The organism is Dyadobacter bucti (assembly GCF_005869225.1).
Classification (GTDB): domain Bacteria; phylum Bacteroidota; class Bacteroidia; order Cytophagales; family Spirosomataceae; genus Dyadobacter; species Dyadobacter bucti.
The window spans coordinates 90,170-113,338 of the sequence record NZ_SWFP01000014.1; the positions used below are offsets into that span (position 1 = coordinate 90,170).

Annotated in this window: 14 protein-coding genes; 9 read left to right on the forward strand and 5 right to left on the reverse strand. The window is 46.3% G+C overall.

All coding sequences use genetic code 11. The features are described from left to right. Positions 1 to 11: 11 nt before the first annotated feature. Positions 12 to 947 carry a ribosome small subunit-dependent GTPase A gene (rsgA, locus tag FBF61_RS31180; protein WP_138484909.1) on the reverse strand — a complete coding sequence of 312 codons (936 nt, stop codon included), beginning with the start codon at positions 945 to 947 and terminating at the stop codon, positions 12 to 14. Positions 948 to 1,310: 363 nt separating this feature from the next. Between rsgA and FBF61_RS31185 the strand changes: the two genes are divergently transcribed. Then, entirely contained in the window at positions 1,311 to 2,534 is a 1,224-nt protein-coding gene (locus FBF61_RS31185) for an ROK family transcriptional regulator (RefSeq protein WP_138484910.1), read from the forward strand. Between the two features lie 30 nt (positions 2,535 to 2,564). On the opposite strand, the gene FBF61_RS31190 is transcribed toward FBF61_RS31185, so the two are convergent. Then, complete coding sequence (locus FBF61_RS31190; RefSeq protein ID WP_166444659.1) at positions 2,565 to 3,776, reverse strand: 3-deoxy-D-manno-octulosonic acid transferase; 1,212 nt, start codon at positions 3,774 to 3,776, stop codon at positions 2,565 to 2,567. 264 nt (positions 3,777 to 4,040) lie between these two features. Here FBF61_RS31190 and FBF61_RS31195 point away from each other — a divergent pair, with 264 nt between their 5' ends. The 4 genes from FBF61_RS31195 (at position 4,041) to FBF61_RS31210 (ending at position 8,523) form a co-directional block, all read left to right on the forward strand. Continuing rightward, on the forward strand, positions 4,041 to 4,814 hold the full coding sequence (locus FBF61_RS31195; RefSeq protein WP_138484912.1) for a hypothetical protein: 774 nt from the start codon (positions 4,041 to 4,043) through the stop codon (positions 4,812 to 4,814). A gap of 64 nt (positions 4,815 to 4,878) precedes the next feature. Beyond that, on the forward strand, positions 4,879 to 5,757 hold the full coding sequence (lipA, locus tag FBF61_RS31200) for a lipoyl synthase (RefSeq protein WP_138484913.1): 879 nt from the start codon (positions 4,879 to 4,881) through the stop codon (positions 5,755 to 5,757). 219 nt (positions 5,758 to 5,976) lie between these two features. Then, complete coding sequence (gene metK, locus FBF61_RS31205; protein ID WP_138484914.1) at positions 5,977 to 7,257, forward strand: methionine adenosyltransferase; 1,281 nt, start codon at positions 5,977 to 5,979, stop codon at positions 7,255 to 7,257. A gap of 183 nt (positions 7,258 to 7,440) precedes the next feature. After that, complete coding sequence (locus tag FBF61_RS31210) at positions 7,441 to 8,523, forward strand: fatty acid desaturase family protein (RefSeq protein ID WP_138484915.1); 1,083 nt, start codon at positions 7,441 to 7,443, stop codon at positions 8,521 to 8,523. Here the strand turns inward: FBF61_RS31210 and FBF61_RS31215 are convergent, their stop codons facing one another. Beyond that, positions 8,524 to 11,631, reverse strand: a complete 3,108-nt coding sequence (locus FBF61_RS31215) for an efflux RND transporter permease subunit (protein ID WP_138484916.1) — start codon at positions 11,629 to 11,631, stop codon at positions 8,524 to 8,526. A gap of 22 nt (positions 11,632 to 11,653) precedes the next feature. Then, positions 11,654 to 12,727: an efflux RND transporter periplasmic adaptor subunit gene (locus tag FBF61_RS31220; RefSeq protein WP_138484917.1), complete on the reverse strand. Its 1,074-nt coding sequence runs from the start codon at positions 12,725 to 12,727 to the stop codon at positions 11,654 to 11,656. A 273-nt stretch (positions 12,728 to 13,000) separates the two neighbouring features. On the opposite strand from FBF61_RS31220, the gene FBF61_RS31225 reads away from it, so the two are divergent. From FBF61_RS31225 to FBF61_RS31235, 3 genes are all read left to right on the forward strand, one after another. Further along, positions 13,001 to 19,063, forward strand: coding sequence for an alpha-2-macroglobulin family protein (locus tag FBF61_RS31225; protein ID WP_138484918.1), 6,063 nt, complete (start codon positions 13,001 to 13,003; stop codon positions 19,061 to 19,063). Positions 19,064 to 19,185: 122 nt separating this feature from the next. Further along, entirely contained in the window at positions 19,186 to 19,530 is a 345-nt protein-coding gene (locus tag FBF61_RS31230; RefSeq protein ID WP_138484919.1) for a DUF1801 domain-containing protein, read from the forward strand. Between the two features lie 19 nt (positions 19,531 to 19,549). Continuing rightward, a complete protein-coding gene (locus tag FBF61_RS31235) occupies positions 19,550 to 20,293 on the forward strand; it encodes a DNA alkylation repair protein (protein ID WP_138484920.1) in 744 nt (247 codons plus the stop codon). Positions 20,294 to 20,308: 15 nt separating this feature from the next. Here FBF61_RS31235 and FBF61_RS31240 read toward each other — a convergent pair whose 3' ends face one another. Beyond that, positions 20,309 to 21,538 carry a DegT/DnrJ/EryC1/StrS family aminotransferase gene (locus FBF61_RS31240; protein WP_138484921.1) on the reverse strand — a complete coding sequence of 410 codons (1,230 nt, stop codon included), beginning with the start codon at positions 21,536 to 21,538 and terminating at the stop codon, positions 20,309 to 20,311. A gap of 161 nt (positions 21,539 to 21,699) precedes the next feature. On the opposite strand from FBF61_RS31240, the gene FBF61_RS31245 reads away from it, so the two are divergent. Continuing rightward, positions 21,700 to 22,983: a photosystem II biosynthesis protein gene (locus tag FBF61_RS31245; RefSeq protein WP_138484922.1), complete on the forward strand. Its 1,284-nt coding sequence runs from the start codon at positions 21,700 to 21,702 to the stop codon at positions 22,981 to 22,983. Positions 22,984 to 23,169: the final 186 nt, after the last annotated feature.

A 23,169-nucleotide genomic window follows, 5' to 3' on the forward strand; every position in this document is an offset into this window, starting at 1 on the left:
GGTTTAAATGTTCATTTCCGGTTGTCGCCTCCGCCTACCATACTAAGGTAACTTTCATAACGGCTCAGCGCGATCCCTCCTTCGGAAACTGCGTCTTTCACAGCACAGCCCGGCTCATTGATATGTTGGCAATTGTTAAAACGGCACTGGTTCAGCAGGTCGCGCATTTCAGGAAAATAGTGGCTGATTTCCTCCGGCTTCATATCCGAAAGCCCCAATTCCTTGATCCCGGGGGAGTCAATGATAAAAGTATCTTTTTCCAGTTCGAACATTTCTGCAAATGTGGTCGTATGCACGCCTTTATTTGCAAATGTGGAAACCTCCTGCGTTTTGATATCCAGATCAGGGGCTATGGCATTTACCAGGGTGGACTTCCCGACACCGGAGTGCCCGGACAGCAGCGAAACTTTCCCTTTCAGCAAGTCTGCAAACTCTTCCAGCCCGCCTCCGCCGATGGCGGTTGTCGCCAGGCAGGTGTAACCCAGGCTCGTATAGAGTTCCATGAGCTCAGACTGAAAATCTTTCATATTGTCGTTCAGCAGGTCCTGTTTGTTGAAAATCAGCACACCGGGTATCCTGAAAGACTCAATAGCTACCAAAAACCGGTCTATGAACCCCAGCGAGGTCCTTGGAAATACCAGAGTGGCGATCAGGATCGCCTGATCAACATTAGCTGCGATAAGGTGCGCGAAGGCGGCTTTATGGACCGACTGCCTCACAACATAATTTTCGCGGGGCAGTATTTCATGTATAATCCCGAAATTCTGCGTTTCGTCCTCTACTTCAAATTGAACATAATCCCCTACCGCTATCGGATTGGTCACTTTCAATCCCAACGCTTTGAATTTGCCTTTCAGCCTGCATTGCCAGATATGGGCATCCCTGGTGTCCCGCACATCATACCACGAGCCAGTTGATCTCAATACCAATCCTTTTACCAAATCCATGTATACGACCTCAATATTTTTTGCAAATAGCGAATTTAGCCGGGATTTTAGGACAGCATTTTCAAATTATTTGAAGAGACAAATAAATCAGGTTAAAGAGCCAAGTAGTTTTTTGTATGCATGCTGTTTATATTTTCTGAAAAATAACGCCGGATATTAAGGACAGGAAACGACTTCGGGCAACAATTAATGAACACTTTACTTTTCCCAGGACCAATACCATTAACCTACATGTGCGTGTTCATGCAAATAATAATATTTTTTAATATTAAAGCACATTATAATTGTTTTTACATACATTAGTATCCATTATTTTAAAGAATATTAAAAAGATCTAAACACTTAAAAAACTTACTCCGCATAATGGACTTAATTGTAGAGGAACCGAATTCGGTTATTGATATTCGCAAAAACCGTATCAGGAGTAACCTTTTGCTTCATTTATACCAATCCGGTGACACTTCAATCAATAAAATGGCGAGATTGTTTCACGCCAGCATCCCGTCTGCGACAGGCATTGTAAACGAGCTTATGCGCGATGGCTGGATCACCGAGACAGGTACAGGGCCGGCAAGGGCTGGCAGACCTCCCGTTTTGTATGGATTGAAAGCAAAAAAATACCTGACACTGATCATGGACATCAACCGCCATGATACCCAGCTGGTCATTTTCGACCTGCATAACCAGCTGATCCTGAAAAGAAAAGTAGATATCCGGCTCGATGATTCCACTGATTTCCTGGAACAGCTTTTCACGCTTACCGACGAATTCCTTAGCTCCAACAACATCAGTCACAGCAAGTTATGGGGAATAGGGGTTTCCATGCCGGGCCTTATTAATTCTTCTCAAGGCATCAATCTTACCTATCCCAACCTCACCCCGCCCGGCATTCCGCTGGTTTCGCATCTGAGAAAGCACTTCAAACTTCCTGTTTGCCTTTTCAATGACACCAAAGCGACTACAATCGGCGAGCACAGGTTTGGGCTGGCTATGGATAAATCCCAGGTACTGACGATTAATATCGACTGGGGTGTTGGTCTGGGGATTATCATCAATGGAGAAGTGTTCCACGGAGCCTCAGGTTTTGCCGGGGAGCTTGGTCATATTCAGGTGAAGCCAGACGGACTTTTATGCCTCTGTGGGAAAGTGGGCTGTCTTGACACCATTACTTCCGCAATCGCACTGATCCGTCAGGCCAAAGAAGGTATCAACAGTGGGAGGGCTACCATTCTTTCGCAGATTGTTGATAAAAACCTTGATTTGCTCGATACAAGCCACATTATTGAGGCAGTTCATGCAGGGGACGAATTTTCGATAGATCTGCTGAGTACCGTAGGCACCGAACTGGGCAAAGGTCTGGCTACGGCTGTACACCTTTTCAATCCGGAAGTGATCATTGTAGGTGGTTTGCTTGCAGAAGCAGGACCATTCATCTCAAACCCTATCGAGCAGGCGATCAATAAGTACTGCCTTTCCGATTTTAAGAATTCCTTGTCCATCCATATTTCCAAATTAGGCTCCAAAGCCAGGTTGCTGGGGACACAGGCGCACTTGTTTGAATACTTGATTGCAAAGGAATTCTCCTGATATCTTATACATTGGGACAATTCGAAATGGCTATTGTCCCAATATTTCTTTCACTTTCTCCATGATCCTGTCGGTGGCCCCAATGCCGGACAGCACGTAATTTTCATTTGTTTCACCGATTTCCCGGCGGGCAGCAGGATCACGGACCCACTGCCCGATGAGCTCCCCGGCTTGCGCGGCATCGGCAATCGGAAATGCTCCTCCATATTCGACCAGGTCCACGGCTTCCTGAAACCGCTGGTAACTTTTGTTGCCGAACATCAGTGGCAGACCAAATGTGGCGGCTTCAAGAATATTATGAAGCCCTGCCCCAAAAGAACCACCTATGTAAGCCATATCACCATATTTGTACAGAGAGTACAACATTCCGATGTTATCGATAATCAGGTAATCGAACGAAGATATTTCTGTTTCCGGTGTGAGTTCTGAATAGCGTAGAGTTCGTCCTTTAAGACTTTTTCGCCAGCTCTCGATCTGCTCTTTTTTTATTTCATGAGGTGCAATTATCGCCTTGATGGAACCCGTAAGGCGGTTGAGTACCGGTATCAAAACCTGCATATCCGCTTCCCATACCGACCCGGCAACAATGCATGGTTTTCCATTGGAAAAAGCCTCAATTTCCGGAAGCTCGCGTGCATTGGCTGCAATTGTTCTGACACGGTCGAACCGGGTGTCCCCGGCGACGCTGCAATTTGTGATGTTCACCTGCCAAAGCAGTTCAACAGATGCTTTATTCTGCACAAAAATATGATCAAACATCGACAGGATTCTTCTGAAAAAAGCACCGTAGGATTGAAAGAAAACTTGCTCGGTTCGAAAGATAGAAGAGAATGCCAGCAGGCCCACTCCCCTGGCTATCAGCTCGTTGACGTAATTGAACCAGAACTCATATTTAATAAAAAACACGATCCTGGGATTGATTGCGCGAACAAACCTCCTGGCATTTGATGACGTGTCAATGGGAAGGTAACAGACATAATCAGCCCCGTTGTAATTCTTCCGGATTTCATAACCCGACGGAGAAAAAAACGTCAGGATGATAAAATAATCCGGGTATTGGCTCCGGAAAGCTTCCATCACCGGCCTTCCCTGCTCAAATTCCCCCAGAGATGCTGCATGAAACCAGGCAACAGGCCGACCGTTTGTATGTGCGGAAAAATCATTTTCAAGCTTTTTAAGAAGCCCTTTCCGGCCTTCCACCCCTGACTTGATCTTGTAGTTAAACAGAGCGCCAACCTTCATTAAAAAGGCAAAAATCCGAATGGCTATTTGGTAAGTATTTTTAGACAATGAATTGATGATCAGTGGATAACAAATAATATTAATCGCGCAATTTTTCAAACTTGCAATGGCGTGGCAGGCTTTTTTCTTCCCTTTTTTATTTTAAAGAACATAAATGTACAAAAAACCGTTAATGTGATGTCGGGATACAACAGCTTACGCTATTATTTCGTACTTTCACTGTCCATACGACACTTTCAGTCATCACAGAGAATAACTAGTAATATGATGCGTGTAAAACTTTTACTTTCGGTATCTATTCTGTTCGCACTATTAACAGATGTATACGCTCAACGTAGGGCCAAGGCTGAGGACAACGAGGAGAGCTATAAATCATTTACCTCAGTAGGCGTCACAACCAATACAAATTCTGGGATTTTGGGAGGCGCGGTTTTTCGTCAGTCTTCGGCACTTTCTTCCAAATTATTTGGCAAAAACCAATACAGGTACCTGGCAGTTGAAGTGGTGAATGTAAAACATCCGAAAGAACTTTCGCAGCAGGATTTCGTGACCGGCGCACGTCTGGTGATCGGAAAGCAAAACTACCTCTTTGCGGTCAGGCCGGAATACGGAAGGGAAATTACGTTGTTTAACAGGCACGAAGACGAGGGGATTTCGATCAGCGGGATTTTAGCAGCCGGTCCCTCACTCGGCCTCGAAAAGCCATATATGGTGCAGGTTCAGAATTCCGACGGGCGCGTAACTACTGTACCCTTTGATCCTGCGACACACTCTGGCGGATCTCAAAACTCCGGCGTTGTTATCGGAGCGGGAAGCTTTTTCCAGGGGTTTGGGCAAACTAAGGTCGTTCCGGGCCTACACCTTAAGACAGCTATGAGTTTCGAACTCAGTGCTTTCCGTGATAACGTTACCGGTATAGAAATAGGTTTTATCGCCGAGGCCTTTACCCGAAAAATTCAGATTATGGCTTATGCCGAAAACAGGAGCGTTTACACTTCCGGCTACATTACGCTGTATTTCGGCAGCAAGAAAAGATAGTTACTATTTTTAATTGATTGTTCCGGAAGTGACTAGCCCGGTCGGTCAGAGATTACAGATTAATATGATTGAATTACCGGTTATTCCATCGGAACGCAAGAAAAGACCCGATTGGCTTCGTGTAAAATTACCAGCTGGCCCCGAATTCCGTAAAGTAAGGCAACTGGTTGATAATTATAAGCTCCATACGATTTGCGAAAGCGGAAGCTGCCCGAACATGGGCGAGTGCTGGGGAGCAGGAACAGCTACTTTTATGATTTTGGGAAATGTTTGCACCAGGAGCTGTAGCTTCTGTGCAGTAGCCACCGGCCGTCCCAATGAATATGACACCGATGAACCAAGACGCGTAGCAGAGGCGATCAAGCTGATGCAGGTGAAACACGCGGTTATTACGTCTGTCAACAGAGACGAATTAAAGGACAGGGGTGCTGAAATCTGGTACCAGACGGTCAGACAGGTGAAAGAAAACACTCCTGAAACAACCATCGAAACGCTGATACCGGATGTCAAAAACAACTGGGATGCATTGATCCACATGATCGAGGCAGGACAGGAAGTGGTTTCCCACAATATGGAAACCGTAGAACGTCTGTATCGTGCGGTCCGTCCACAGGCCAAATATTCAAGAAGCCTGGAGCAGATCAAAAGAACCAAAGACTTCGGTCAGCGGACCAAATCCGGTATTATGCTGGGGCTGGGAGAAACCCAGGACGAAGTGCATAAAGCCATGGATGACCTGGCCGAAAATGGCCTCGATATCCTTACTTTGGGACAATATCTGCAGCCGACAAAAATGCACCACGAGGTAATCGAATGGATCACGCCTGAGATGTTCGACAACTACCGGGAAGAAGGATTGAGACGTGGACTTAAATATGTAGAATCAGGCCCTCTGGTTCGTTCGAGTTACCATGCAGAACGGCATGTTAATGTTCCGATCTGAAATCAAATGTAAATATCCTGCCAAACCCTGCCAGACAACAAATGGCGGGGTTTTTATTTAAATCTGCGCTGAAATTTTAAGATCAATCCCGTAATCAGGTTCCGCTAATTCTGAATTTATTATTTGGTTAATATCTCAAAAAAATTCAATTTTGTTATCTCATCCACACACTGATAGCACGATTCCAAACGGAATATAATTACTAACAATTTCATCTTTATGCCATACTTATTCACCTCGGAATCCGTATCTGAAGGACATCCGGACAAGGTAGCCGATCAAATATCAGATGCTTTAATTGACAATTTCTTAGCCTGGGATACCGACAGTAAGGTGGCCTGCGAAACATTGGTAACTACCGGACAGGTTGTTTTAGCCGGAGAAGTTAAGACGAACACCTATCTGGATGTACAGAAAATAACGCGTGAGGTAATCAGAAAGATAGGCTATACGAAGAGTGAGTATATGTTTGAAGCAAACTCCTGCGGGATTTTGTCTGCTATCCATGACCAGAGCGCCGACATCAACCAGGGTGTTGACCGCGCGGTAACTTCCGGGAGCTTTGAAGATAAGGCAAACGCCCAGGGTGCAGGCGATCAGGGAATGATGTTCGGCTACGCAACCCGCGAGACTGAGAATTATATGCCGCTTGCTCTCGACCTTGCACATAAGATCCTTCAGGAGATGTCTTATATCCGTAATAATGAGGCAGACCTGATCTCTTACCTTCGCCCGGACGCGAAGTCGCAAGTGACGATCGAATACAGCGATGAAAATGTTCCGCTCCGGATCGATACTATTGTAGTTTCGACCCAGCATGATGATTTTGATACGGAAGAATCAATGCTGGCAAAAATCAAAAGTGATGTGATCAGCATCGTTATTCCCCGTGTAAAGGCAAAGCTGACTCCGGAATTACAGCAACTGTTTACCGAAGACATTACTTTTCATATCAACCCCACCGGGAAATTTGTGATCGGCGGGCCTCACGGAGATACCGGTCTCACCGGACGTAAGATCATCGTTGATACTTACGGCGGAAAAGGTGCCCATGGTGGCGGTGCTTTCTCGGGGAAAGACCCCTCCAAAGTAGACCGTTCCGCGGCTTATGCCACACGCCACATTGCCAAAAATATGGTAGCTTCCGGACTTTGCGACGAAGTACTCGTTCAGGTTTCTTACGCGATTGGTGTTGCTGAGCCTTGCGGACTGTACGTCAATACCTATGGTACTTCCAAAGTTGCAGCCAACGATGGTGAAATAGCAGCGAAGATCGGCGAAGTATTTGACCTCCGCCCGTATGCGATAGAACAGCGCCTTAAATTAAGAAACCCGATTTACTCGGAAACTGCTGCGTATGGTCATATGGGTCGCAAAAATGAAATCGTTACAAAGTCTTTTAAAGGTGCGAACGGTGAAGAGAAAAATGTAGAGGTTGAACTTTTCACCTGGGAGAAACTTGACTTTGTAGACGCTATTAAAACCAAGTTTGCTTTGTAAGATATTTAAAGTCAACACGATAAGGTCGGCAAATTGCTGGCCTTATTTTTTTACCCTTAAAAATCAGCGGCTTGCCTATCATTTATGGGGGTATAATTTAATAAAATATCACCTCTCCCTAATAATATTCGGTACTGACCGTTCCTTGATTATACCTATTCTAAATTGTGCCCTCCATAGCTTATGCAGTACCAAAAGATAAAATTTACCAATCTGGAAAAAAGCACATTTTTTCCAACGCTAAGGCAGCGGGTTGACCAGTATTTTGCCGCCAATAACCTCTGCAAATCCGGGGGTTCCCAAATCATTTACAAGGCTCTTTTTATGCTTAGCCTTTATCTGATCCCTTATTTACTGATACTTACAGGCTACCTTTCCAATGTGGCCATGCTGGGACTTACCGTAGTAATGGGATTGGGCGTTGCGGGAGTGGGCATGTCGGTCATGCATGATGCGATTCACGGTTCTCTGGCTGCTTCCAACGTACTTAACAAAATTTTCGGAGCATCTATTTACCTGCTGGGAGGTAACGCTTATAACTGGGAAGTACAGCATAACCGGCTCCACCATACCTTTACCAATATCCATGAAGTGGATGAAGATATCACTGGTAAATTTTTACTTCGTTTATCCTATCAGGAAAAACAGAAATACATTCACAAGTTTCAGCACATTTATGCATTTCTGCTGTATAGCCTCATGACGCTTTCATTTCTGTGGAAGGATTTTAAGGAAATTTCCCTTTTTAATAAAATGTCCGTATCAGGCATGACAAAACCATTTCCAAAAAAGGAACTGATACGACTGGTACTTACTAAAATCGCCTACGTGCTGTTTATCTGTGTCATCCCCCTCTATTTCACGTCGCTGACATTCGGACAATGGCTGATCGGGTTTATGGCTATGCACTGCACTGCTGGAATGATATTGAGTACAGTTTTTCAAATGGCACACGTGGTAGAAGGAGTTGACCAGCCAGAGCCCAACAACTCCGGCAACATTGAGAATGCCTGGGCGGTACATCAGTTACAGACTACGTCCAATTTTGCCGGAAAAAACAGATTTTTGTCCTGGTATATCGGCGGGCTGGATTACCAGATCGAGCATCATTTGTTTCCTTCCATTTCGCACATCCATTACCATGCGCTTTCGCCTATTGTGCGGGAAACAGCTATGGAATTTGGCTTGCACTATAATGCAAAAACCAACTTTACCAACGCGCTCGGGTCGCATATCAGAATGCTGAAGAACATGGGAACCCGCTGATCAGACGGGATCCAGAAGCTCACTTTCCTTAGCAACTTTTTCTATCATTTTCATCTTTTCAAAATTCTTCGGTCTCGACAGGAAAGTATACATGGCCGGAATAACGTAAAGCGTCAGCACCAGGGAAAATAACAGTCCCCCCATAATAACAATCCCCATCGACATCCGGCTTTTCCCCGCCGAGCCCAGCGCCATTGCAATGGGTAAGGCGCCGAGTATGGTCGCGAAACTTGTCATCAGGATCGGGCGGAAACGCAGCGTGGCAGCTTCGTGTACTGCTTCCACAATGCCAAGTCCCTTTTCCCGGAGCTGGTTGGCAAACTCCACGATCAAGATCCCGTTTTTGGTTACTAACCCGATCAGCATGATCATCCCGATCTGACTGAATATATTAAGCGTCTGGTCAAAATACCACAATGAGAATACCGCACCTCCAATCGCCAGCGGAACAGTGATCATGATGATAAAAGGATCTACAAAGCTTTCAAACTGCGCCGCGAGAATGAAATAGATCAGTACCAGGGCAAGGAAAAATGAGAACATTGTGTTCGAAGAGCTTTCCGCATAATCCCTGGAAGAGCCACTTAACGAAGTTTGTATCGACTCATCGTTCAGCTTATCCCTGATCCGGTCCATCGCTTCAATACCGTCGCCGATCGTTTTGCCTGGTGCCAATGCAGCCTGCACCGTTGCACTCATGTATCTGTTAAAGTGAAAAAGCTGTGGCGGGCTGCTTTCTTCCTCCGCTTTCACGATATTGTCCAGCTGTACCAAAGCGCCGGTATTCGTTTTTACAAACATACTTTTAAGATCGAGCGGCTCGTCACGGTTGATACGGTCGTACTGTCCGATCACCTGATATTGACGGCCATTCATCGTAAAATACCCGAACCGCTGTCCTGCAAACGCCAGCTGCATCGTTTGGGCCACATCCTGGACAGAAACACCAAGAGATTTAGCTTTTTCCCGGTCAATGGTGATGCGTAATTCTGGCTTGCTGAATTTCAAATTGACGTCCGTGATCGCAAAAGTAGGGTCAGCGGAAGCTTCTTCCATGAACTTTGGAAGGTACTCTCGCAATTTTTCAAAATCCGGGGCCTGGATCACATACTGTACTGGCAAACCTCCCCGCGAATCAACTGAAATAGTCTGCTGCTGCACTACAAACGACTTAGCGTCAGGCATCAGTTTTAATTTCTGGTTGATATAATCCGCAATTTCCTGCTGCGATTCCTTTCTCAATTTTTTATCCACAAGCGCAATCCGCGCACTTCCGGTATTCACTGCGCCAAGACCTGAATTCCCGGGGGCGGTGATCATCATCAAACCTTTTCTGCCAGGCATAGAATCCATGAGCATCTGGCTAACTTCCTGTACATACCGGTCTGTAAACTCAAAAGATGAGCCTTCCGGTGCTGTCATGTTCATCCTGAACCAGTTTCTGTCGTCCAGAGGCGCCAGTTCCGATTGGAGGTCTTTACCAAAAAACCATATCATCCCCAAAGTGATACCGATCAGGGGAATTGCCACCCAGCGCATTTTGAGAAACTGTGCGAGGGCATTTCCGTAATTATTGGTGATCTTTTCAAAAAATGGCTCTGTTTTGTCGTAAAACCAGCTTGTCTTGTGCGTCTTACGTACCAGGTATGCATTAAGCATCGGTGTTAAAGTCAGCGAAACAAAAGCTGAAATAAGGACTGCCGCTGAAATAACGATACCGAATTCCCTGAAAAGTTTACCGACAAACCCTTCCATAAAAATCACCGGAAGGAATACAGAGGCCAGTGTGATGGAAGTTGACAACACCGCGAAAATAATTTCATTAGCCCCTTTGATAGCAGCCTCGATAGGGCTCATCCCCTGCTCTATTTTTTTGAAAATATTCTCCGTGACCACGATCCCGTCATCAACCACAAGCCCGGTTGCCAGAACGATCGCCAGCAGGGTTAATACATTAATGGAAAAACCCATGATATACATCACAAAGAAGGTGCCTATCAGGGACACAGGGATGTCGATCAGCGGGCGGAAGGCGATCAGCCAGTCACGGAAAAACAGATATATGATGAGTACCACCAGTACAATCGCGATAAGTAAAGTCTCTCCCACTTCCTCTATCGACCTTTCCACAAAAATGGTATTATCGATCAGCGTGTCCAGCTCGTAATCTTTGGGAAGCTCCCTTTTGATATCGGCCATTCTCTTATTTACTTCTTCTGCAATTGCCAGGTAATTTGCGCCGGGCATAGGTGAAATAGCCAGCCCGATCATCGGAACATTGTCGAGCCGCAGGATTGTCTCTTCATTCTCGGGTCCCAGCTGGGCATAACCCACATCTTTCAGGTGGATTGTCTGAGTAGAAGAATTTTTGATGATCAATTCGTTGAAATCCTCTTCGGTACGGAAACGTCCTACTGTATTTACGGTCAATTCTGTGTTATCGCCTGCCAGCCTACCGCTGGGCAATTCCACATTTTCCCTGTCGAGAGCGACTTTAACGTCCTGGGTAGTGATACCCTGCGATGCCATCCTGATCGGATCCATCCAGATCCGCATCGCATATTTTTTCTGACCGAATATCCGTATCTCACTCACACCTTCGATGGTCTGCAGTCGCTGGGCAATGATATTCTCTGCATAATCACTCACTTCCAGGTGCGAGCGGGAGTCGCTTTTGAACGTCAAAACAATGATTGGCTCTGAGTTGGCATCGGCTTTGCTCACCACCGGCGGACCGTCGATATCGAGCGGAAGGGTTCTTGAAGCCGACCCTACCTTGTCTCTTACATCGTTTGCCGCTCGTTCCATGTTCACACCGATATCAAACTCGACGGTGATCTGGCTTGCCCCCTGGCTGCTGGTGGAGTTGATCGACTTGATCCCTTCAATACTGTTGAGCTGCTTTTCCAACGGCTCTGTGATCTGGGATTCAATAATATCCGCATTGGCCCCGGTATAGCTCGTCCTGATGGAAACTACGGGCGGATCAATAGAAGGAAACTCCCTCATTCCCAAAAATTTGTAACCCAAAAACCCGAAGAGGATGATCAGCAGGTTCATCACTATCGCAAGAACCGGGCGCTTGATAGAAAGAGTTGAAATACTCATAACTGGAGATTAATGTACTTTTTCAGTTCACCTTCACGGCTGCATTAGGCTTTAATGCGATAATCCCCGAAGTAATGAGGGAATCGCCGGGCTGTAACCCTTCTATAACCTGGATTTTCTTGTCGGTACGCAAGCCTGTGACGACCATTGCTTCCTGCGCTTTCCCATTTTTGACAACGTATACTTTCTTTCCTTTCAACACAGGCACGATGGCTTCGGTAGGGATCATCATCGCTGATCTGTTGGCCTCCAGATCGGCCAGGACTTTCACGAACATCCCCGGAACAAACCGCCCCTGCGGATTCGGAGCCAATGCCCTGAGTCTCAAAGTCCGAAGATTTTCGTCCACTTTCGGGTCCAGTGCAATGATCTTCGCATTGTATGTAGACGGGTCCCCATCGAGATTGAACTTCACCACATTTCCGATCCTGATACTCGGAGCATATTTTTCAGGAATCGTAAAATCAATTTTGACAGGATTACTCTGCACTACCGTAACGATAGGCGTACCCGGCGCTACGTAAGCACCTTCACTGATATTTTTAAGCCCGATCCTTCCGTTAAAAGGTGCCCGGATCTCGGTTTTTTCAAGCTGCGATTCGATGACTTCTTTTTCCGCATCCAGCAAACGAATATTATTGGAAGTCACATCATACTCTTCCAGATTAATAGCTTCAACATTCAAGAGCTTCTTCTGGCGGGCTTCGATTTTTTTTGCCAGCTCCTGGTTAAATCCTATTTTCTGCAATTGTGCCCTCAATTCCCGGTCATTGATCTTCGCGATGAGCTGTCCTTTCTGTACATACGCGCCCTCCTGGATATCGAGCTTGGTGAGCCTTCCTGAGATCTCAGCCATCAGGTTTACCTCTTCATTGGGGATTATCGTGCCCGAGGCAAAAATTTGATTTTCGATGGATTCTCTTCCCACAACAAACACATTTACAGGAACTCCCGATCCTCCGCCTGCGGTCTTCCCTGCTCCTTCCGTCTTCCCCTTGGCACCTTCCGGCTTGTCCGATTTCGTCTTTGAAAAGACAAAAAGCTTCCCTACTACCAGCACGATGATCACCACCCCAATCAACAATATTGTACGCATAAATAGTAAAACTAAATTCTGTGCAATTTCTATTCGTATTAATTATATTTCTATAAACCAGCTATTTAAAGATAGTTCATATTGTACAAAGCGAAAACTGATCACTTTTATACTTCCGAAAGTTGTTAATTTCTTGTTACCATACGGTAGCCAAATATCACCGCCTGATAAATACCAGATTAAACTTTTTGACTTTCCAGTATATTTAATCTCCCCCGAATATTTTCCCTAAAAAACATGTATTCGTACCGGGCCACTTCTAACAGTATCCTTATGAAACCGACATTTCACTGCTTACACTATTTCATCACACTTCTTCTCTTTTATTTCCCGATGCATACAAACGGACAAAATATAATCAAAACCTATGGCCAGCAATGGAAGATTGCCGAAGAATACACACAAAAAAAGCTCCCTAAATCAGCCCTGGAAGAGGTAAAAAAGATTTATCAGCTGGCAAAAAAAGACAAGCAGGAAGCCCAGGTAATCAAAGCGGCCATTTATATGATCAAACTACAGGCCGATAACCGTGAAGAACACGAAACCGACGCCATCCGCCAGCTTGAACAAGAAGTAGCCGAAAGTAAGGGCCCGGCCAGGGCTATCCTCACAAATTTACTGGCGTCCAATTATTACAGCTACTATTCCGCAGTCCGCTGGCAACTTTACTCCCGCACTGCGACCACCAACTTCAAAAAAGAAGATATTAAGACGTGGACTCCTGAAGATTTCCACGAGAAAATTGCAAAGTTGTACCTCGAATCTATCTCCAACCCCACAGAGCTGAAAAAAACGCGGCTTGAACCTTTCGAGGCGATCATTACTAAAGGAACCACGCGCAAACTCAGGCCGACGGTGTACGACCTGCTCGCTCACAAAGCACTGCAATATTTCTCCTCCGACGAAAGAAACATCCAAAAACCAGCATTTGCATTTGAAATAGACCAAGCCTCCGCTTTCGATCCGGCAGCCGACTTCATACACCGCAAGTTTGTAACCAAAGACAGCACTGCCCTGGAATACCAGGCTTTATTGTTATACCAAAAACTGATCGACTTCCATATCAATGACCCGCAGCCGGACGCCCTGATTGATCTGGATCTTCAACGCATTCAGTATATGAAACAAAAATCGGTACACCCGGATACCGACGAACTTTATTTTATGGCGATCAGCCATGTGGCGGACCAATATCAGAAAACACCTGCCGCCGCACAGGCCTGGTATTTAAAGGCCGCGTTCTTAAACGATCAGGGCAATTTGTTTAATGCCGGGAAAGATACCAGCTACCTTTTTCAGAAAGTAAGGGCCGCGGAAATCTGCCAGAAAGTAATTGCTGAAAATCCGGAAAGCGAAGGAGGAACCAATGCCTTCAACTTGCTGAACAGTATACGTCAGAAATATTTACGGTTCACGACCGAAAGCGTCAATGTACCGGAGAAGCCCTTCCGTGTCCATTTGGAATTCAAGAACTTCGATAAGCTCTACCTCCGGCTGGTGAAATCAACCGACGCTGTCAATATTAACATCAGAAGAAATGACCTTCCGGACGCCTGGACTCTCCTTAAAAAAGCCCCCGCCATCAGAAATTGGGAGCAGGCATTACCTGACACTAAAGATTATCAGCAGCATAGTCTGGAAATAAAAGTAGATGCCCTGCCCGTCGGCGAGTACATGCTCCTGGCTGGCACAAGTCCCGACTTTGACAATAACCAGACGCTGATCGGCGCGAGGCTTGTGTACATTTCAAATATCAGCTATCTGCAGCAAAAAGACAATTTTTTTGTCCTTAACAGGGACACTGGCCAGCCGCTTGCCGGGGCGAATGTACAGATCTGGGATAACGGCTACGACTATACCAATCAGACATACAAAAAACAAAAAGGCCCGCTTCTGGTCACGGATGGGAATGGATATTTTAAAAAACCGGTAAGAAAAACGCCCGACCGGCGCGAAAGTGAGTTGCTCGAAATAACACATGGCAACGACCGGCTGTTTTTGCAGGATCCTCTTCAGACGTTTTATATCGGAGAAAATGAAAAGCCTGTCGAATCAGTATACCTTTTCACGGATCGCAGCATTTACCGTCCCGGCCAAACAGTTTATTATAAAGGCATTGTAAAAAATGGGGAACAGGTTCTCAACGATAGGGCGCGAGAAATTGACGTTGTGCTTTATGATGCAAATAATCAGGAAGTAGCCAAAATAACCCGGACAGCGAACGAATATGGCAGTTTCTCCGGGAATTTTATTTTGCCAAAAGGTGGTAGTTTGAATGGACAATTTCAGATCAGGGTAGAAACCGAAGAAGATAATTTTCAAGTCACTTTTCGGGTAGAAGAATACAAGCGGCCCAAATTCGCCGCCAGTTTTGAACCTGTAAAAGAAACTTACAAGGTAACCGAAACGATTACAGTCACCGGCGCGGCCACCGCTTATGCCGGGAATGCCATCGACGGCGCCAAAGTTTCCTTCCGCGTTGTGCGCAATGTCAGGATGATTTATCCCTGGCTGTCCAAACGCTGGTGGTCCCCCTCGTCACCGCTGGAAATCAAACATGGCGAAACTGTTACCGATGCCGCCGGAAAGTTCACGATTACATTCGAGGCAATTCCTGACAGGAAGACCGATAAAAAGCTTGATCCGGTATTTGATTACATGATATATGCGGACATTACCGATACCAATGGCGAGACCAGAAGCGCCAATACCACCATTTCCGCCGGATATAAATCGCTGGTGATCAAAGCTGTAATACCAGAGACTATCGCGGCGGACAGTTTGAAAAGCCTGTCGATCAGGACTGAGAATATGAATGGGGAAATCGTGACCTCTGATGTAACAGTTAAAATAATACGCCTGACACCGGAAAACAGACTGATCCGCGAACGCCTCTGGCAGGTGCCGGATTTATTTGTTTTATCAAAAAATGAGTTTATCAGCTACTTTCCACATGATGAATATGCGCGGGAAAATCAGCCCGAAAGCTGGCCGGAACAGGGGTTGGTGCAGGAGAAAACAGCGCGGACAGATAGCAGTAAAAGATTTCAACTTACAGAAAAGGTCCCAGCCGGATTTTACAAAATTGAAATATCAACCAAAGACCAGACCGGAGAGGAAAACAAAGACGTCCGGTACATGGAGGTTACTGCCCCTGCAAACGACAAACTTGCGCGCCCGCAATACCTTTGGGCAGAAAGCAGTCACGCCATTGAGCCCGGCGAAAAGACAAGTATCAAAATCGGAACATCCGCCGATAATGTATTTCTGATCAACGGCAGCAAACAAAAGTCGCGGGGCAGTAACACTTTTTCATTTTCTATACTCGACAATCAGAAAAAGACTTTTGACCTCTCGGCTACGGAAGCCGACCGGGGCGGATACCGTGTTGAATATTTCTTTGTCAAACATAACAGGTTTTACAGGCACGCGGAAACTGTGAACGTTCCCTGGACAAACAAAGACCTGCATATCGAATACCAGACATTCAGGGATAAAGCATTGCCCGGCTCCGCGGAACAATGGAAAGTAAAAATCACGGGTTACAAAAAAGAAAAGGCAGCCGCTGAAATGCTGGCAAGTATGTATGATGCATCGCTCGACCAGTTTTATGTGCATCGATGGACAAAGCCCTCTATCTGGCCAGCCGGGCAGGATTTTAGCTACCGGGACACCCGTGCGAATTTCGGGACCGGCACCTCGGAACTGCGGTACACCGTAGGGGAACCGTACAAACATTTTGACAAACAATATGATCAATTGATCGGGGATCGGATCTTCATGCGAAACAATATGCGGGCAAGGCTCACTGGCGCAGTGGGCGGAGCAGCGAGGCCTCAATTAAGACAGCAGAATTCCGATGAGATTCTCGCAGCCCCGATGATCGGCGAAGATCGGCTTATGCTGGAAGAAGTGGTGACAGTGGGCTACGGGGTGCAAAAGGCCGCTCCACCTGCCCCCGGCGATAACGCTGCCGGGCCTGCGATCAGGAAAAACTTCAATGAAACCGCCTTCTTTTTCCCTGATCTTAAAACGGATGCGGAGGGTGCAATTACATTTTCCTTTACCATGCCTGAGGCTCTTACCAAGTGGAAATTCCAGGCTTTGGCGCATACAAAAGACCTGGCACTGGGTTACAGCAGCAAAGAAATCATCACACAGAAAGACCTGATGGTGCAGCCCAACCCGCCCCGCTTTCTGCGGGAAGGAGACAAAATCCTCTTTTCTTCCAAAGTAGTAAACCTTGCTGACCACGCGGTAGATGGTACAGTTTCATTCCAAATGTTCGATACAGAGACCAATAAGCCGGTGGATGATTTATTTAAAAATACCACCGGGAACGTCGATTTCCATATTCCGGCAGGACAAAGCACAGCGGTTCAATTTTCCCTGGAAATCCCCAAAGGGTACACCCACATGCTGACCTGGCGCGTAACTGCCAAAGCAGGGAACATATCGGACGCCGAAGAAAACACCCTGCCCGTGCTGCCCAATCGTATGCTCGTTACCGAAAGCCTGCCGCTGCATACACGCGGAAATGGCAGCAAGGATTTTAAGATGGAAAAACTCATCAATTCCAGAAAATCCGCTACACTGACCAGCCAGTCGCTGACCGTTGAATATACAAGTAACCCGGCCTGGTATGCAGTTCAGGCGCTGCCCTACCTGATGGAATACCCGTACGATTGCGCGGAACAAACTTGGAACCGGTATTATGCCAATTCGCTGGCCGCATCCATTGTTAACGGATCGCCCAAAATTGCCGCGGTATTTGAAAAATGGCGAACCTCGGATACGACTGCTTTGCAGAGTAACCTAGAAAAAAATCAGGAACTCAAATCGCTGGTACTTGAAGAAACACCCTGGGTACTCGCGGCGAAAACAGAATCGGAGCAGAAAAAGAATATCGCCCTCCTGTTTGATCTTCTGAAAATGAGCAACGAACTGAGCAGTGCCATCGACAAACTCACTCAGCTGCAAAGCCCAAATGGTGGTTTTGTATGGTTCAAAGGCGGGCCCGACGACCGGTATATGACGCAATACATTGTCACCGGCATTGGTCATTTACGTAAATCGGGTGCCGTGAAAAGCGGTCACGAAGACATTTTGAATAAAATCGTTGCAGCCGCCATTCCATATCTTGACCAGCGTGTCAAAGAAGATTATGACGAGCTGGTAAAAAGGAAAGCTGACCTGAAAGCCCACAGCCCTTCGCCAGTCGCAATACAATATCTGTACATGCGGAGCTTTTATCCGGAATACAAAATACCGGCCGCTTCTCAAAAGGCATACAGCTTTTTTATGGAACGTACCAAACTGAACTGGACTGATCAGTCAAAATACCTGCAGGGACTGACAGCCCTGGCAGTGCACCGCTCAGGAGACAAGAATATCCCGGCGGCTATTTTGAAATCGTTAAAAGAAACAGCCATAAACAATGAGGAGCTGGGCATGTACTGGAAAGATGCCCGCAGAGGCTGGTGGTGGTATGAGGCACCTATCGAGCGGCAGGCTTTGCTGATCGAGGCTTTTCAGGAGATCAGTGGTGATGTCGCAACAGTCGATAATCTAAAAACATGGCTGCTTAAAAATAAGCAAACCAATGGGTGGGAGAGCACCAAAGCTACCGCCGAAGCCTGCTATGCTTTGTTAATGAAGGGATCAGACTGGCTGAATGAAGAAAGGTCAACTGTTGTCAAATTGGGTAATATGGTTGTTCAACCGGCGCCGGAACAGACCGAAACAGGAAAAGGCTATTTTAAAAAGACATTTGACGGAAGTGAGGTAAAGGCAGCTATGGGTAACATCCGGATCGAGACGGGCGAAAGTAAAAATGCTTCCACGCTGCCGACCTGGGGAGCCGTTTACTGGCAGTATTTCGAAGATCTTGATAAGATCACTTTTGCAGATACCCCGTTAAAACTCTCCAAAAAGCTGTTTATCGAAAAAAATACAGATCGCGGACCGGTACTTTCTCCGGTCAACGAAGGTGCTGTGCTGCATGTCGGGGATAAAATCAAAGTCCGGATCGAACTCCGCGCCGACCGCGATATGGAGTATGTACACATGAAAGACATGCGTGCTTCGTCCCTGGAACCTGTGAATGTTTTGAGCCAATTCAAATGGCAGGATGGTTTGGGTTACTATGAAAGTACGAAAGACGCGAGCGTTAATTTCTTTTTCAACAATCTGCGAAAAGGGACATACGTGTTCGAATATCCTCTTTTTATAACACATAACGGCGATTTCAGCAATGGTATCACCACCATTCAATGCATGTACGCGCCTGAGTTCACTGCACACAGCGAGGGAGTGAGGATCAGGGTGGAGAAGTAATTTTTGTGCAAAAGACGGTTTCACAGTTGTCGCAATTGCCCCTGAATGTTGTCGTGAGCGGCACCTTTGAATTGGGATTAATCTCTGGATATTTGTAAGATCATTATGCTAACCCCAAAACCATGAACGAGGAAGTAACAGCCTATATCCGAAAACAACCGGAATGGCAGATCAAAGTTTGCGAGTCGCTCCGAAAGATGATTTATGAAACCATCCCTGACGTTGCCGAGCGGATCCAGTATGGCAAGCCGCACTATCTGAAAAACGGTCACTATGCATGTGTCATCCACTGCTCGAAGGACAAGGTCTCATTCATGATATTCAATGCCGGTGAACTGGAAGACATCAACGGTTTTTTCAAATCCACATCCAGCCCCGACAGAAAAACAGCCACCATTACAAATGGACTGGAAGTTGACTATGCGGTTTTGGCCCAAAAGCTAAAACAGGCATCTGCATCTTTGTAACGATCAATATGCGGATCCTATGGCTACCAATATCGACGCAGCACATTTTATCGAAAAGCTGAAAGCCGCCAGTTCGCCGGAGGAACTTGTAAAAATTCAGCGTTACTTCAAATCTGGCCCAGGCGAATACGGTGAAGGTGATACGTTCATCGGTGTACGTATGGGACAGGTTTTCGATCTGGCCAAAGCATTCATAGATATGTCGCCGGAAGAGATCGAAAAATTGCTGGAAAGCGATATTCACGAAGCACGGGCCGGCGCACTCAGCATTATGGACAAACAATCGCGCAGTAAAAAGACGCCAGAAAGCCGCAGAAAAGAACTGTTCGACCTTTACATCAGACGTTCCGACAGGATCAACAACTGGGACCTTGTCGACCTCGGAACGCTCCACATGACCGGGAGCTACCTTTACAACAAGCCCAGGGATATTTTGTATCAGCTGGCACTTTCGGAAAATCTCTGGGAAAGAAGAACAGCCATTGTCAGCACGACGTATTTTATCAGACAGGGCGATCTGGACGATACATTTAAAATTGCTGAAATACTTGTTAACGACAAAGAAGACCTTGTTCACAAAGGCACGGGTTGGATGCTCCGTTTTGCGGGTGCATCCAACCGTGAAAGGTTACTGGAATTTCTGGATAAATACGCCGCAACCATGCCGCGGACTTTACTGAGATATGCTATTGAACATCTGGATAAAGGACAGCGCCAGTATTTTATGGAACTGAAAAATACCCGAAAAAACTCAAAAAACTGATCAGCTATTTCCAGGCTAATTACCTGCAATGGCCGCAACAGCCTGCTGGATTTTCAGGATCGCCCCGGCAAAAGCTTCCATATCTTCTTTTTCCCCGAGCATGGCATGCTGTAAAATCCATACGGCGTCTGTACTGCAGGCCTGCTCAGCCACCGGACAGACAACCCGGCTGTAATCGACAGTTTCGGGGATAGCATAACACATAAAGTTCCGGTTCTGAAAAAGAGGCTGCTTATACAAAGGATGTGGGTAACCTTTAAAAGAAGGGATTCCTTCGGCCGCAAGCATTTCAGCGAACTTGTCTTTCGGCAGCCCGCCAAATTCAGAAGCATCATATTTGAAAATATAAATATGGTAACAATGCAGCGTGATTTCCTCTCCCCTGTGCAGCGGTGTGATCCCTTTTATATTTTTCAACAGATCGTTCAGATACAATCCATTTTCGTTTCTTTTTTTTGTCTGCCCGTCGAGCCTTTCCAATTGGTGTGAAAGCAGTACCGCCTGCATCTGCGTGATCCTGTAATTGCAACCCGGATTATAATGGTCATACCACTGGCCGCCTTCAATACGCCCCACATTACGCAACGAATGCATCATCGCGTAGAGATCATCGTCATCGGTAATAACGATTCCGCCCTCGCCGGAGGTAAGGTTTTTGGAAGACTGAAAACTGAAACTGCCTACGTGACCGATCGTGCCCAGTTTTTTCCCTTTATACTCTGCCCCGTGAGCGTGAGCCGCATCTTCAATCACTTTTAATCCGTGCCTGTCTGCAATGTCCATAATGGCTTCCATATCGCAGGCCTGTCCTCCGAAATGCACCGGGATAATCACTTTCGTGCGCTCGGTAATGGCGGCTTCTATGGCGGCTGGACTGATGTTATAAGTATCCGGATCAATATCCACGAAAACCGGTACGCAGTTACACTCGATAACCGACGATGCCGTGGTGATAAAAGTATAGGGGGGAACGATCACCTCGTCTCCGGGTTTCAGGCCGCAGGCAATCAGGGCAAGGCGGAGTGAAACAGAACCATTAACGCACGTAATTGCATATTTGCTTCCGCAATAACGCGCAAACGCTTTTTCAAACTTAGCTACCTCATCGCCGCAATCCGGGTTTCCCCATTTGCCGCTCCTGACTATTTCGGCTACTGCATCCACTTCCCGTGAATCATACACAGGCCAGGGAAACTGCCTGGTTACCGATTTTGCTCCTCCGTCTATTGCCAGTACTGGATCCATAAAACATATTTTACTTAAAGGTCGGTTATCAAATTCATTCAATCTCAATACTTTTCAATGCATTTTTCGGGCTATTGGCAAAAAATCAGGACAATGGTTGTAGTCCATTTCTCACATTAAAAAGTACTTATCTCATAAACCCTCCTCTATATTTTACCGGAATGAAAGACCGACAACTTCTTTTTACACTGCTCGTTGCAGGCATGTCGCTGGGAACGGCCTGGGCTATCCGCGGACAGTTCGGGCACGAACAGGGTGCTGCCTGGGCTGGCGGGATCGGCGGACTGAGTATCGTGCTTCTTGCCAAAAGACCAGACTGGTATGCAAAAGCCTTTCATCTGGCACTTGCGTCGGCGGCAGGCTGGGGAATCGGTGGCATCATCAGCTATGGGATTGTGGTTGGGTACGGACGAGGGATCGAATTCGGAAATGTATATTATGGATTGCTGATGTTGTTTGTCATAGGAGGCCTGTTCGGGCTGATCGGCGGCGGGCTTTTTGGGCTCGTTTTGGCTTCTACAAAAGACAAACCTGTGGCCTGGCACCAGCTGATCCTGGAAATGACCGCCGGTGCTTTGATCTTCTATTACCTTCTGATTGAAGAATTGGGCTGGCTCATGACCCCTCCCCGATCGGAGGCCTGGGCTGCCTGCTTTGGAATGACCGTGGCTATGTTCTGGTTTATGATCAGAAACCGGCAATATGCGGCGATCCGCGTGGCGGTATTTGCCGGCCTGGGCGGGGGTTTCGGGTTTGCGTTCGGGAATTTCCTTCAAGTGATGGGAAATGTTTCGGGTATCAAATTCAATTTCTGGAATGTGATGGAATATTCCATCGGATTTTTCGGTGGTATTGGGATGGCTTACGGCACATTCACTTCGAAATGGGAACAACAGGAGGCTGGCGTACCTAAGAACAGCATACTTGTCCCACTCGTGATTCTTACATTGATCATCCCATTTATTGTTTGGGACCAATCCTTCGGAACAGAAAGAATCCTGAATACGGTCCAGGAAATCAGTCCAACCGGCGACGGAACAGGCATTACCCGATATGTGCAGTGGATTGCGCTCTTGCTGATTGCAGGATATGCCTGCTATTTTATTTATGTTAATTATCAAAAACGAAAAGGAGGCGTTTTAAGCTTTTCGTTTGATTCCGTAAGGTTATTCTTTCTGGCAAATCTTAGCGTTTATACCATTTACAGCATCCTTATCACCTGTGCTTTTATGAGCACTTACCGTATAGAACAATACCTTTATGTTGTCAATGTGGTGATTATCGGTCTGCTTGTCGGGAAGTTCGAGCCCTCTTTTACCGACCGGGGCCTCAATATCAACAGGTGGTTTATCAATCTAATTTTTGTGCTGGCTATCATAGCGCTGCTCACAGCAGTAGCAGTAAGCTCACACGGAGAATTGAAAGGGGCTCAAAGCCGGTTTTGAAGGATGCTGGCCGGAGGGTTTTAACGATTGCATATCACTTGGAGTAAAAGGAAATAAAAAGAAATGCTAATTCATTTAACTAGCCACTTCCCTCTTTTTAAACATCCTTTATTAAGCAATGGCAGATAAATATTTAACTTCGCAATTATTATTATAAAACCAATCGTTCCATTATTGTATCATTAC